Annotated in this window: 13 protein-coding genes; 5 read left to right on the top strand and 8 right to left on the bottom strand. The window is 65.1% G+C overall.

The features are described 5' to 3' along the window. Positions 1-164 precede the first annotated feature (164 nt). Positions 165-719, top strand: a complete 555-nt coding sequence (locus L338_RS15140) for a TadE/TadG family type IV pilus assembly protein (RefSeq protein WP_022699248.1) — start codon at positions 165-167, stop codon at positions 717-719. After that, positions 719-1,240 (top strand): TadE/TadG family type IV pilus assembly protein, encoded by a 522-nt coding sequence (locus tag L338_RS15135; RefSeq protein WP_022699247.1) that lies wholly within the window; start codon positions 719-721, stop codon positions 1,238-1,240. The genes L338_RS15140 and L338_RS15135 overlap by 1 nt, the downstream gene beginning before the upstream one ends. A 3-nt stretch (positions 1,241-1,243) precedes the next feature. Here L338_RS15135 and L338_RS15130 read toward each other — a convergent pair whose 3' ends face one another. The 3 genes from L338_RS15130 to L338_RS15120 are packed head-to-tail and all read right to left on the bottom strand — an operon-like array spanning position 1,244 to position 4,082. After that, on the bottom strand, positions 1,244-2,059 hold the full coding sequence (locus L338_RS15130; RefSeq protein ID WP_022699246.1) for an aminotransferase class IV: 816 nt from the start codon (positions 2,057-2,059) through the stop codon (positions 1,244-1,246). After that, on the bottom strand, positions 2,056-3,303 hold the full coding sequence (locus L338_RS15125) for an anthranilate synthase component I family protein (RefSeq protein WP_022699245.1): 1,248 nt from the start codon (positions 3,301-3,303) through the stop codon (positions 2,056-2,058). Before L338_RS15125 ends, L338_RS15130 begins: the two co-directional genes overlap by 4 nt. Beyond that, entirely contained in the window at positions 3,303-4,082 is a 780-nt protein-coding gene (locus L338_RS15120) for a tyrosine-protein phosphatase (RefSeq protein ID WP_022699244.1), read from the bottom strand. Before L338_RS15120 ends, L338_RS15125 begins: the two co-directional genes overlap by 1 nt. 89 nt (positions 4,083-4,171) lie before the next feature. Between L338_RS15120 and L338_RS15115 the strand changes: the two genes are divergently transcribed. Then, complete coding sequence (locus L338_RS15115) at positions 4,172-5,326, top strand: type III PLP-dependent enzyme domain-containing protein (protein WP_022699243.1); 1,155 nt, start codon at positions 4,172-4,174, stop codon at positions 5,324-5,326. Positions 5,327-5,532: 206 nt separating this feature from the next. Here the strand turns inward: L338_RS15115 and L338_RS15110 are convergent, their stop codons facing one another. Further along, positions 5,533-5,751 carry a hypothetical protein gene (locus L338_RS15110; protein ID WP_022699242.1) on the bottom strand — a complete coding sequence of 73 codons (219 nt, stop codon included), beginning with the start codon at positions 5,749-5,751 and terminating at the stop codon, positions 5,533-5,535. 251 nt (positions 5,752-6,002) lie between these two features. Between L338_RS15110 and L338_RS15105 the strand changes: the two genes are divergently transcribed. Then, complete coding sequence (locus L338_RS15105) at positions 6,003-7,037, top strand: ribonucleotide-diphosphate reductase subunit beta (RefSeq protein ID WP_027068598.1); 1,035 nt, start codon at positions 6,003-6,005, stop codon at positions 7,035-7,037. A 92-nt stretch (positions 7,038-7,129) separates the two neighbouring features. Further along, positions 7,130-7,894 (top strand): hypothetical protein, encoded by a 765-nt coding sequence (locus L338_RS15100; RefSeq protein ID WP_022699240.1) that lies wholly within the window; start codon positions 7,130-7,132, stop codon positions 7,892-7,894. Positions 7,895-7,902: 8 nt separating this feature from the next. On the opposite strand, the gene L338_RS16770 is transcribed toward L338_RS15100, so the two are convergent. From L338_RS16770 to L338_RS15080, 4 genes are all read right to left on the bottom strand, one after another. Continuing rightward, positions 7,903-8,550, bottom strand: coding sequence for a TetR/AcrR family transcriptional regulator (locus tag L338_RS16770; RefSeq protein ID WP_022699239.1), 648 nt, complete (start codon positions 8,548-8,550; stop codon positions 7,903-7,905). Positions 8,551-8,603: 53 nt separating this feature from the next. Beyond that, positions 8,604-9,599 (bottom strand): lipid A-modifier LpxR family protein, encoded by a 996-nt coding sequence (locus L338_RS15090; RefSeq protein WP_152485916.1) that lies wholly within the window; start codon positions 9,597-9,599, stop codon positions 8,604-8,606. 125 nt (positions 9,600-9,724) lie between these two features. Continuing rightward, complete coding sequence (locus L338_RS15085) at positions 9,725-10,558, bottom strand: lipid A-modifier LpxR family protein (protein WP_022699237.1); 834 nt, start codon at positions 10,556-10,558, stop codon at positions 9,725-9,727. A gap of 221 nt (positions 10,559-10,779) precedes the next feature. Beyond that, complete coding sequence (locus tag L338_RS15080; protein WP_022699236.1) at positions 10,780-12,660, bottom strand: ribonucleoside-diphosphate reductase subunit alpha; 1,881 nt, start codon at positions 12,658-12,660, stop codon at positions 10,780-10,782. Between the last annotated feature and the right edge of the window lie 824 nt (positions 12,661-13,484).

The following is a 13,484-nucleotide window of genomic DNA, read 5'->3' as shown; positions in this document are numbered from 1 at the left end:
GGGCCAGCGCCAAGTCTGTCAGGAAGTTTCCAATAAAAATTCAAAGACTTGCGCGACGTTCTCTCTTTTCCGGCAAGGTCTGTTTAACCCTGACCTTTAAAGCGTAATTAAGCGGGATCGGGTTAGGTTGCGCCCCTCTTCGGCCAAGGGTGGGTGGTGAAGCCATGACGCGGCGCGCGTCTCTTCGACAAGCCTTCGACAAAGCAATCCGGGCGGCCCGCGACACGCGCGGGGCGACCGCCGTGGAATTCGCCATCGTGGCGGGCCCGTTCTTCCTGCTGCTGTTTGCGATTATCGAGGTCGCCATCGTCTTCTTCGTCTCCGTGACGCTGGAAAACGCCGTGGCCGAGGCCGCGCGCGACATCCGGACCGGGGAGGTTCAGAATGGCGGCGGCCAGGCGCAGTTCGAGGATACGGTCTGCAGCCTCATCCAGCCGCTGATGGAGTGCGGCGCGAACATTTCCTTCGATGTCCGCACGTTCGAGGATTTCGCCGCCGCCGGCGACCTTTCCGACCCCATCGGCGATGATGACGAGCTGGACGATTCCCAGTTCGGTTTCGATCCGGGCGAGGAGCGCGAGATCGTGCTGGTGCGGGTTTATTATCAATGGACGATTTTCACGCCCATGCTGGGCCGCTCGCTGGCCAATCTCAGCGGCAACAAGCGCCTGATCGCGGCCTCGGCGGCGTTCCGCAACGAACCCTTCGGTGATTCCTGATGCTGCGCCGCTTCCTCAGGGACGAAGACGGGGTGTCGGCGCTGGAATTTGCGCTGATCGCCCCGGTTTTCATCATCCTGTTTTTCGGGACGGTGGAGGTCTCCAACCTGCTTTCGGTCAACCGCAAGGTCACCCGCGTGGCCAGCACCGTCGCCGACCTGGTGGCGCAGGACTCGCTGGTGAACAAGGACGAGCTGGACGGTATTTTCGACGCCTCCGAAGCCATCGCCACGCCCTTCGACACGGACAGCCTGACCATCGTGGTTTCCAGCGTCTACAAGGATTTCGACGACGATGTCGAGGTCGAGTGGTGCTACGCCCGCAACGGATCGGGCGATGACGACGTCAATGTTCCCGATGACCTGCTGGAGCAGAATTCCAGCGTCATCCTGGCGGAGGTCAGCTATGACTATCAGGCCGCTTTCTCGGTGATCCTGAACGCCAGCTACCAGCTCAGCGACGAATTCTATCTGAGACCGCGGCGCTCGGTCCGCGTGAATTGCGAAGATTGCGACTGCTAGAGCCTAGCCGCCCGCTTTCGCCTCCGCCGTTTTCAGCTTCACCAGCATGGGATGACCCGCGTTCAGGCTGCGCCCGCCGACGCCTGCGACCGGCCGCACCCCGGTCAGCGCATTGGTCAGGAAGGCCGCCTCCGCTGACTGCAGCGCCGCAGCCGGAAACCGGCCCGCCTCCACCGGGATTTTCAACGCGCCTGCCTGCCGCATCACGCAGGCCCGCGTGATCCCGGCCAGCGCGCCGCAACTCAGCGCGGGCGTGTAAAGCCGCCCCCCGGCGATCCAGAAAATATTGGCCGCGCTGGCGCAGGCGATATCGCCCTGCCCGTTCAGCATCACCGCGTCATCGGCGCCCAGCGCCCGCGCGCGCCGCCGCGCCTCCACATTGTCGATATAGGAGAGCGTCTTGTGGCGGGAGGACACCGCCCGCACCGATCGCGTGACATCGCTGATCACCAGACGCGCCGGGGCGTCCTGAACCTGATATGGCGCGGCCGAAAGCAGCGCCGACGGCTGCAATGGCTCCGGCAAATCCAGCCCGCGTCCGCCCGGCCCGCGCGTCACCGTCAGGCGCGCGGCCCACAGCCCCGCTTCCCCCGTCAGCGACAGGATGCCGGCCTTCACCGCTTCGGCGCTGACCGGAACCGGCAGGTCCAGCGCCCGCGCGGAGGAGGCCAGCCGCCGCATGTGCCGGCTCAGCCGGCGCGGCGTGCCGTCTTCCACCCGGATCGTCTCGAACAGGCCATCGCCCAGCAACAATCCCCGGTCCGCCGCGGAAATCCCTTTCGCGCGGGCAAACTCTCCGCCGTTCCAGACCAAAATCATCGCCTCAAATCCCCGGTCGAGCCGCCCAGCGCACGCACGATGGAGCCCGCCTTGGCCAGCGTCTCCTCATATTCCGCCGCCGGATCGGAATCGACGGTGATCGCGCCGCCGGAGCGGAATTGCGCCCGCCAGCGCCCGTTTTCGCGGGCCAGCGCGACGGTGCGGATCAGCACGGAAAACTGCGCCGCCCCGCCCCGGTCGATAAAGCCGAACGCCCCGCAATAGGGGCCGCGCGTTTCGCCCTCCAGTTCCGCGATGATCTCCAGCGCGCGCGATTTCGGCGCGCCCGTGACCGATCCCGGCGGAAACGCCGCGGCCAGCGCGTCGAACACGGTCTTGCCGGGCAACAGCCGCCCTTCAACCGTGGAGACGAGGTGGTGAACATTGGCCAGCGCCTCGGCCTCGAACAACCGGGGCGCGCTGATCGTCCCGGCGCGGCAGACGCGGGACAGATCGTTCCGCATCAGGTCCACGATCATCAGGTTCTCGGCGCGGTCCTTCTCGCTCTCCGACAATTCCTTCTGCAACCGCGCATCTTCGTCCGGGGTGGCGCCGCGCGGGCGCGTGCCCTTGATCGGCCGCGTGCGGATACGGCCGTCCGGCGTGGCCGACAGGAACAGCTCGGGAGAATTGGAGACCACGGCGTGATCGTCGTCCAGACGGGCATAAAGGGCGTGACTGGCCGGGCTGGCGGCGCTCAGGCGCCGGAAAAAGGCGAACGGGTCGTCGCCTTCGGCCAGCCAGGCGTCGAAACGCTGGCTCAGATTGACCTGGAATACATCGCCGGCCCGGATATAGGCCTTCGCCTTTTCGATTTTCGCCTCATAGGCGGCGCGGCTGTCGGCGGCGCGGATCTCCGCCCCCTTCGGCGCGGGCGCAAGGGATTCCGAAGGCCCGGCGGGCCAGGATTCCACGCTGTCATAATCGGCGATCCAGTAATCGGGCCAGTTGGCGAGGGCGGGCGCGGGCGCCGACGCGCCCTCGGTCAGCGCGCCCAGCTCATAGCCCCAAAGCCCGGCCACCCCGCGGGAGAAGCCCTCCCCGCCCCGTCCGGCGAAAAACCCGGCGCGGGCGCGGAACGCCTCGTCCAGCGCGCCCAGCCCGTCCGCCCGTCCGGCGCGGATTCGTCCCGGCGCGCTCAGCGCATAGCTCATCCGCGAAGTGTCGGACCGCGCGGCGCCGGACAGCAGCAGCGCCGCGCCCGGTACGTCCGCATGCGGGGCGAACGCCGTCAGCGCATCCATTAGTCTTCCAGAAGAGCCGCGCGCAGGGCGGCAATCGCCTCGCGGTCCTGGCCCAGCGCGCTTTCCAGATAGGCCTCGACCGATCCGGCCTTCGTCTCGATCTCGTCAAAGGCGGCATGGATATAGTCACTGTCCACGCCGATCATTGGCCGCAGCGCCTCTGGCGAGGCATTGAGATTCAGCGCCGCGTTCATCCGCTCGGCCACCTTGGGCAGAACGGAATCCACGCGCACCGCCTCATTGGTCATCAGATAGTCTTCCAGCACCGCCTCGCGCGGCGTTCCCAGCGCCTCCAGCACCAGCGCGCACAGCACGCCCGTGCGGTCCTTGCCCGCCGCGCAATGGACCAGCGCCGCGCCCTCGCCCTTTTCCGCGGCCTCGAAGAATTGCCGGAACAGCGCCTGGTGCCCGGCCTCGAACGGGATGCGGCGATAGCTGCCCATCATGTAGCCGCGCGTCGAATCCTCTGTGATTTCGGATTCCTTGAGGAAGGTGATGTGCGGCGCCTCGCCCAGATTGGCGTCATCGCTGGCCAGCACCTGCACGCGCCAGTGTTCCGGCCAGGCCGACGGATCGCGGTCCCGCTCCGTGGAGCGGCGCAAATCGGTCACCGTTTTCACGTTCAGCGCCTCGATCTGGCTCCAGTCCGCGGCCGTCGCCGCGGAGAAATGCCCGGAGCGATACAGCCGCCCGCGCCGCACACGCCGGCCGTCCGCCGCCTCCCAGCCGCCGAAGTCTCGGAAATTGCGCACGCCTTCAAGGGGTAGAATCCGGTCCATGCCTGAAAGACTTAATGACCGGCGCGCCTGCGTCAAAGCCCTTCCGCTATCTATGGCCGAGCGGGAACAGATGGCTTAAACCGCAAATCATGACCCAGACCGATCCTTCCGCCCCCTGGTGGGCCGCCTCGCGGGAGCGCCTGATTGCGGCGCTTGAGAGCCGCGATTGCCTCTATGTCTATCACCTTCCGACCGTGCGCCAGCGCGCGGCGGAGCTGAAACAGCTGAAAGCGGTCAAACGGGTTCTGTACTCCATGAAGGCCAATTCCCATCCGCAGGTTCTGCGCGCCGCGCACGAATCGGGTCTGGGGTTCGAGTGCGTGTCATGGGCGGAGGCCGAGGCCCTGTTCGAGGCCGTTCCCCATGTCGCGCCGGGCGATATCCTGTTCACGCCCAACTTCGCGCCGCGCCGCGAATACACCGCCGCGCTGGAGCGCGGCGCGCGGGTCACGGTGGACAGCCTCTATCCGCTGCAGGCCTGGCCTGAGACCTTCAACGGGCGCGAGATTTTTCTGCGCTTCAACCCGGACCGCCCGCGCGGCCATCACCGCCATGTCCACACAGCCGGCCCCAAAGCCAAGTTCGGCCTGCCCCTGCACGACGCGGAAGAGGCCGCGCGGCTGGCGCGGGCGGCCGGGGCGAAAGTGGCCGGTCTGCACGCCCATGCCGGATCCGGCGTCGATGTCGCCACCCACTGGCATGAGCTGGCGACCGTGCTGGCGGAGGTCGGCCACCTTTTCCCGGACGCGAAAATTCTCGATGTCGGCGGCGGCGTCGGCGTGCCGCGCGAAGCGGGCGAACCGCGCATAGACCTGACCGCGCTGGACGCCGCCCTGACCGCTTTCAGCGCGGAATTCCCCGAATACGAGCTTTGGATGGAGCCGGGCCGCTATATCTCCGCGGAATGCGGCGTGCTGCTGGCCCGCGTGACACAGATCAAGCAGGCGCACGGCGTGCGCTTTATCGGGGCGGCGACCGGCATGAACAGCCTGATCCGTCCGGCGCTCTACGAAGCGCGGCATGAGATCGTCAATCTCACCCGTCTCGGCGAGGAATCCGCCGGACTGGCCTCCATCGTCGGCCCGATCTGTGAGTCCGCGGATGCGCTGGGCGTCGACCGGCCCATGCCTGAAACCCGGGAAGGCGATGTTCTGCTGATCGCCAATGCCGGGGCCTATGGCCGGGTCATGGCGTCCCGCTACAACATGCGTGAGCCTGCCGGCGAGACGGCGCTGGAGGCCTGACGCTGTCCGCGCCGGTTAACATAAGTGATGATCAAGGCGGACGGACCGGGGGAACGCCGCGCGGGAGACGGCGTTCATCACCTTGTCGAACGGTCACCTCCCCCCCGCCGACCGGCGACGAAGAACAGACCGCTCGAAGAAAGCGGACCTTGCAAGCGCCCCCTTTGACCAGGGGGCGCTTTTTTCTTTAGCAGGCGGCGGCGGGTCTAGCCCTCGCGGCCTTCCTTGACGAAGGTCACGGAGAAGATCGGCTCGCCGTCGAACATCGCGCCCCGCTGGCCGTCATCGTCCAGCATTTCATAGCGCGCGGAATCGATCCGCCCCTCGAGGCGATAGCCCTTCTCCGCCATTTTCCCGCGATGGAATTCCAGCGCGGCGGCCGAGAACGACTTGGCGAGAATGGTGACGCGGTGCGGATCGCTCATGATGTTCGGGCTCCGTATGGCTCGGGCGGACGGCTGCCGCCCGCCCCGTTTGAAGGATTCGTCCCATGCTGGCGGCGCCGCGCCGCAATGTCGAGTGGCGCCGCGCGGCGGGTTCTCGTCCCCAAGTTTTTGCGTTTTTCGCTGACACGAGGGCTAGACGTTCAGCAGGCTTTTACCACAAGATGTTGGGGTTGGGTCGCGCCGGAATCGGGCGCACCCTTTAGGGACGTAAAACACGGGGCATGAAATCCATGACTGCTGCTTCCGGCCTGCCGGGCCTTATGACGCCGAGCCATTCCTACAAGCCGTTCCGCTATCCGTGGGCGTACGACTTCTGGAAGCGCCAGCAGCAGATCCACTGGATGCCGGAAGAGGTTCCGCTGGGCGAGGACTGCAAGGACTGGGCGACCAAGCTGAACGATCAGGAGCGCAATCTCCTGACCCAGATCTTCCGCTTCTTCACCCAGTCCGACGTGGAAGTGAACGACAATTACATGGAGCGCTATGCGCGCGTGTTCAAACCGACCGAGGTCAAGATGATGCTCTCGGCGTTTTCGAACATGGAGACGATCCATATCGCCGCCTATGCGCTGTTGCTCGAAACCATCGGCATGCCGGAGTCGGAATTCTCCGCTTTCCTCGAATATGAGGAGATGGCCGACAAGCATAACTTCATGCAGGAATTCGGCGTCGAGACCGAGGCCGATATCGCCCGCACGCTGGCCATGTTCGGCGCCTTCACCGAGGGGCTGCAGCTGTTCGCCTCTTTCGCGATGCTGATGAACTTCCCGCGCTTCAACAAGATGAAGGGCATGGGCCAGATCGTCTCATGGTCGGTGCGCGACGAGTCGCTGCACTGCGAGGGCATGATCAAGATGTTCCACGCTTTCACGCGCGAAACCGACGTCCTCACCCAGTCCGTGAAGGACGACATCGTCGATTGCTGCAAGACGGTCGTGGGTCTGGAAGACAAGTTCATCGATCTCGCCTTCGAGATGGGCGAGGTCGAGGGCATGAACGCTCAGGACATCAAGAATTATATCCGCTACATCGCCGACTGGCGCCTGGGCCAACTGGAGCTGCCGAAAGTCTATGGCGTCGAGGAACACCCGATTCCGTGGCTGACCGAGATCCTCAACGGCGTGGAGCACGCCAATTTCTTCGAGGCCCGCGCCACCGAATACACCAAGGGCGCGACCCAAGGCGACTGGCACGGCGAAACCGGCGTCTGGGCGATGTTCGACCAGATGAAGAAGAAGCGCGAGAGCGAGTCCGAAACGGTCTAAGCGGCGCCCCGCCACATCGGAAACACCATCTGCTGCAAGTCACGGCGCGCACCGCGATTGCCCGCGGCGCGGCGCCTGACTAGGGTCCGGCTATGTCCATCGATTTTCATATCGGGGCCCATCGCACCGGCTCCTCGGCCATCCAGTCCTTTTGCGTCCGAAACCGCGAAGAACTGGCCGCGCGCGGCGTCCATTACCCGGAAGCGCCCACCGACAAGGTGGCGATGAAGGGGGAAACCACGGCCGGCAACGCCAATCCGCTCTATCGCCACATTGCGGGCGAGCGCGATTTCCCGAAATTCTGGAACGCCCATCTGGAGGCGCTGGAGTCAGGCCGGCGCCTGCTCTATTCGGCCGAGGTGTTCTGGGGCAAGGGCATGTCCGTCCTGCCCGAGATCACGCGGGGGGCCGAGACCCGCATCATCGTCTATCTGCGCGCGCAGACCGACATGCTGGTTTCCGCCTATGCCCGCCATGTGCGCCTGAAGGAATATCCCGGCACGCTGGATAACCTGTTCGATAAAATCCGCGCCCAGCTCCATTTCGAGCCTCGCCTGAAGGCGTTGGAATCGATGTATGCGCAGATCGCCGTGCGACCGTACGACAAGCGCGCTTTCCGCGACAATCTCCTGATGTCCGACCTTCTGGACCAGCTCGGCCTCGCCTATGACGGCGCTTTTACGGGCGCGGAGACCGTTGTGAACCGCTACGAGACCGATGCGCAGATGAGCGCAGACCTGCGCCAGCGCATGATCGCCGAATATGACGAGGAAAATCGCCGGATCTGCGAGCGGTATTTCGACGGCGCGCCCTGGCTGCTGCCCTGGAGCGAGGAAAACGCCCAGCTCAGCGCCTGACGCCCGCCTCAGCCCAGGCGCGAAGCGATCAGGGCCGCCATTTCGCGGCCGACCTCTTCCCCGCCGGTCTGCAGGAAATTGGCCGGCGAGCGGTCGGGATAGAGCGCCTTTTCCATCAACGGCGTAATCAGGAAATAGGTCGCCCAGCGCGCCGCCCGCTTGCGTTCGGCTTCGGCGCGGTCGCCCGCACGCTGGCGCAGCGCCGCCTCGATCGCCTGCCGCACGCCGTCCATCAAGGCCGGCATGGCGGTGTCGCAGACCGGGTTCTCCATGCGCGCCTGCTGGTGCGCCAGCCGCAGCAGATGCGACTCCCCCGACAGCACCGTCCAGGCGCGCTGGGCCACCTGCTCCAGATCGCCTTTCAGATCCCCTTCCCGGCTGAGGCGCAGCGGCCCCATTTCCCGCATCCGGTCGGCCATGCGTTGCGCCGTGACCTCCAGCAGCACCGGCACGAAGGCGTCCTTGTTCTCGAACCGGCGATAGACGGAGCCAACGGCGCAGCCCGCCCGGCCGGCGATTTCCGCCACGCCGATTTCGGCGAAGGATTTTTCTTTCAGCAGGGAATCCAGCGCGCCGATCAGCTTGTCGCGCGTCTGTTTGGAGCGCGCCTGCTTGGCCTCGCGCACGCCTTCGGACTGTATCGAACCGGAACTCATATTCGCGTTTATAAGCGATTCGCGCGAAAAGCCCGCGCCCCGATCCGCCGCGCCTAGCGCCGCAGCGTCACGGAGACGGTGGCGAATTCCTCGTGATCGACAATGCCGTAATAGGGCGTGGTGTAGGCGCTTTCGCTGCGCACATAGGCCAGCGCCAGATCATAATGGCCAACCGACATGGCCACCCCGGCCTGCAAGTCGCCGACAATCGTGCGGTCTTCATAGCGCAGCAGGTCCGACATGCCCTTGCCGCGCGGGTCCAGCGTGACGGCCTGCGCTTCCGCCCCGGCGAAGAAATACCAGCGCGGCGCGCCATGCACGCGCGGTCCGCTGACAAACTCGCCCAGCCGGACCAGCGCCCCGGCCCCGGCGGCGGAACCGTCCGGGCCGGCGCTGAACCCCGCGCGCGGAGTGATATCGAAATCCAGATCGCCCGCCCGGCTGCGGATGGCGGGAATGGCGTAACGCACCGCCACGCTGCGCCGCGCCGCGCGCGGGTCCGCGCCCAGCGCCGCGGCGGTCAGCGGCGCCCCCGCCTCCAGCGTGTTCAGCGGCAATGACGGATCCGCCGGGTCGTGCCAGGCGACGGTCAGCCGTCCGGCCCGGCCCAGCCCCACATCCTCATGCGTCCAGTCCCGCGCGCTCAGCCACGCCCCGGCCGAACTCAGCCCGGCGTCCGCCACGCGGTAATTCAGCCCGCTGGTCTCCCATGCGTCCGGGGCCGCAGGGCCGCTCCAGTATTCCGGGCCGGCTGCGAAACCGCGCACAGGAGGGGCGGCGCCATAAGCGCGGCGCGCTTTCCTCTCGACATGATCGGGAACATTCATGCCCGCGCGTTTCGCCGCATGGACCGCCACCGGGCGCACCGCATCGGCCGCGCGGTCCAGCGCCGTGCGTGCGGCCTGGCGCGCCGGGGCCGGCACGAACCGGGCCAGCGGCACGCCGCACTGCCCGCCCGCGCGCTCTTCTGGGCAAGGTCCGCCCGCCGTGACGCCCGCCTGAATCACGGCCAGCGCCATCAGCGCGGCAATAAGCAAGAGTAACGGCATCCTCCCCTGCCCTCCCCGTGCAGCAGCGTGATGTCGAACTTTGATAATGCCAAGTTTTCAGAGTCGCGTGTAGGTTCCGCGACGCTTACGCGAATCTTTTAAGCAAGCATTCGCGTGTCGCGGGACTAGCGGCGCAGGGAAACGGACAGCGCCGCGAAGTCGTCCTTGCGGCTGATGCCATAGGACGGGCTGGAATATTCCCGGTCCTTCTGGACATAGGCCAAGGCCACGTCCGCCGGGCCCCAGTTCCAGGCCACCCCGGCCTGCGCGTCGCCCACAATGGTCTGGCCCTGCAGGCGCATGGAATCCGAGAAATCGAAGCCCTGGCGCGGGTCGATGGTCAGCGCCTCGGCGTCCGCCCCGGCGAAGAAATACCAGCTCGGCTCGTCCTCGCGCTTTTTCTCGAGATTCTGGCCGATCCGCGCAATCGCGCCGGCCCCGGCGACAGAGCCGTCCGGACCTTGCGAATAGACCGCGCGCGGGCTCAGCGAGAAATCGTAATCCCCGCCCGAGAACCGCACCAGGTCCTTCTCATAATTGATGGCCACCGAAGGCGTCAGCGCGTTCGGCGTCGCCGCCAGCTCCGCCGCGGTCAGCGGCGCGCCGGCATTGATGCCGTTCAGCGGCAGACGCGGATCCGCGGGATCATAGATGGAAACCGACAGGCGGGAGGTCTCGCTAAGCGCCACGCGGCTGCCGCGCCAGTCCCGGGCGCGCAGCGAAGCGGCCAGCGCCGGGCGCGACGCATCGGCGACCCGCAGCGCGGAACTGCCCAGCAGCGCGTCCGCGGAAACGGTCTGCAGCGGCGGGCGCGTCTGATCTGATTCAACTGTCAGGGAATAGGCGGAGGCGTTCAGCGGGGCGCCCTGGCTTTCGTCATAGCCTTGCTGCGCGGCTTCCCCTTGCGGAGACGCCGCGGCCAGTTGCGCTAACGCAAAGGCTGCGACCAGTCCTGCCATGTGCGAGCCCCGTTCCTCCCTAAACGTCGAAGCCCTTGTTTGCCCGCATTATATGCGAATCTTTTCAGGCCCGATGCAGATTTTCAGTCACGGTCATGAAGATTCTTTTGACCGGACCCCCGATTTTTCAATCAACTCGCAAAAGAAAAGCCGGTTCCCGTATTTATAACGGAAACCGGCTTCAAATTCATTGATATGGGTTAGAAATCCTCAGCGCGCCTCTATTGGCAAGCGAGACATTCCTCGTAATCGGTGGGCGCCGCCGCCTCCATGGACTTCTCCATGTCGGTTTTCTTGCCATTGGCGTAGGAGGCCCGCTGCACGGACTTGGAGCGGCAGTAATAGAGCGACTTCACGCCCCGCTCCCACGCCGACCAGTGCAGCATGTGCAGGTCCCACTTATTGATGTCGCCCGGCAGGAAAACGTTCAGCGACTGCGACTGGCAGACATAGGGCGTGCGGTCGGCCGCATGCTCGATGACCCAGCGCTGGTCCAGCTCGAACGCGGTCTTGTAGACGTCTTTCTCTTCCTGCGTCAGGCAGTCCAGGTGCTGGACCGAGCCTTCATGCTCAAGGATGGAGGCCCAGACGGACGGCTTGTTCTCGCCCTTCTCCTCCAGCAGCGCCTCCAGCATCGGGTTCTTCACCGTAAAGCTGCCCGACAGAGTCTTGTGCGTATAGATATTGGCCGGGATCGGCTCGATCCCCGCGCTGGTGCCGCCGCAGATGATGGAGATGGAGGCCGTCGGCGCGATGGCCAGCTTGTGGCTGAAACGCGCCTTCATGCCGCGCTCCTCGGCGTCCTCGCAGGCGCCGCGCTCCTCGGCCAGCGTGACCGAGGCCTGATCGGCGCCTCGGCGGATATGCTTGAACATCCGCATGTTCCAGGACTTCGCCATGGCGGATTCGAACGGCACGTTCTGGCTCTGCAGGAAGGAATGGAAACCCATCAGGCCCAGACCGACCGAGCGTTCGCGCTTGGCGGAATAGACCGCATTGGCCATTTCCGGCGGCGCGCGGTCGATGAAGTCCTGAAGGACATTGTCCAGGAAGCGGAAGATGTCTTCCAGGAACAGCTCGTCGTCCTTCCACTCCAGATATTTCTCGGCGTTCAGCGAGGACAGGCAGCACACCGCCGTGCGGTCCTCGCCATTATGGTCGCGGCCCGTCGCCAGCGTGATTTCGCTGCACAGATTGGACTGGCGCACGCTCATGCCCAGCTCGCGCTGGTGCTTGGGCAGCGCCTTGTTCACCGTGTCCGTGAACAATAGGTACGGCTCGCCGGTCTGCAGGCGCAGCTCCAGGATCTTGGTCCACAGCTTGCGCGCCGGAACGGTGCGGATGACTTCCTTGGTTTTCGGGCTGCGCAGGCCGAACTCGGCGTCGTCGCGCACCGCTTCCATGAACTCGTCGGTGATATTGATGCCGTGATGCAGGTTCAGGGACTTGCGGTTGAAGTCGCCCGACGCCTTGCGGATCTCCAGGAATTCCTCGATTTCCGGATGGTGCACGTCCAGATAGCAGGCCGCCGAGCCGCGCCGCAGCGAGCCCTGGCTGATCGCCAGCGTCAGCGAATCCATGACCCGGATGAACGGGATGATGCCCGACGTCGCGCCGTTATCGCCGACCTTCTCGCCGATGGAGCGCACATCGCCCCAATAGGTGCCGATGCCGCCGCCATTGGAGGCCAGCCAGACATTCTCGTTCCAGATGCCGACGATGGAATCCAGCGAATCGGAGACCGAGTTCAGGAAGCAGGAGATCGGCAGCCCGCGGCTGGCGCCGCCATTGGACAGCACGGGCGTGGCCGGCATGAACCAGAGATTCGACATATAGTCGTAGAGCCGCTGGGCGTGCTCCAGATCATCGGCATAGGCGCGGGACACGCGGGCGAACATGTCCTGGAACGTCTCGCCGGTCAGCAAGTAGCGGTCTTCGAGAGTCTTCTTGCCGAACTCGGTCAGATTGGCGTCGCGGGAGGCGTCGGTGCGGATCGATTCCACAACCCGCAGGTGTGCCGTCTTGGGCTTGCCGCGATGCGGTTTGGCCTGAGCCTTCGCTTCGGTTTTGATCGCTTTCGCTGCGGCGTCGTACGGCGACATTTAAACTCTCCTCCAGCCCTGGAATCAGGCAAACTCGTACTGTTCGCGCAAAGGCGTTACGCCCCGCGCGCCCCGAACTCTGACAAATTGTCTGTTTGGCGGGCTTTTCGCCCTAACCCCAAGATATAGTGATTTAGGCCGTCCTCAGGGTCAACATCTTTGAGCTTCATTCCGTCATTTTTTCGTTAAGGAGGTCTTAACCGCCTCTCCCGGTTACTGAATTTGGTTAACTCTTGGCCGTTCCGCCCTTCCGGCGCGGACCCCGCCAAACAGCGCCGCCTCGCCTTCCCGGACGGGCAATTTCACCCGTTTTCAGCCCTCCAGAGCCGCCGGTCCAACGATCTGCCCACTCTATCAAATCCGACTCGCAATTCCCCCGCCGCGCGATTCTTTTTCGGGGATAAACAGAGAATCGCTGAGGACAGATTGTGAATCATCTCCTCTGCGGAACCCGCGCGGATTTTCCCGAGGAAGTCCGCGCTCTCTGAAGTCCGCCTTCGAGACGCCCTGAAGGGCTCCTCAGGCTAAGGTTCGGGTTGGGAAGCTGTTGCTCTTACTCCCCTGCGGCGAACGCGCCGCGGAGCCAAATGCGCAACGGAAGATATCAACCAAACCCGTCATCCTCCGACGAAGCGCAGCGGAGATCGGAGGACCCAGTTGAAATCTTTGCGCCCCACGGTTCCTGGGTCCTCCGGTCAAGCCGGAGGATGACGGTTGAGAGAGGTGGGAGAGGCGAAAGAGAAAACCCTCGCCCCCTTAATGGGGGTAGAGGGCAATGACGTCCCAAAGGCCGCGAGGGCTTTGGATGACGGAATGGAGAGGGG

The sequence above is a fragment of the Euryhalocaulis caribicus genome (genome assembly GCF_000412185.1).
GTDB classification, from domain to species: domain Bacteria; phylum Pseudomonadota; class Alphaproteobacteria; order Caulobacterales; family Maricaulaceae; genus Euryhalocaulis; species Euryhalocaulis caribicus.
This window is presented reverse-complemented; position numbering and strand designations above follow the sequence as displayed.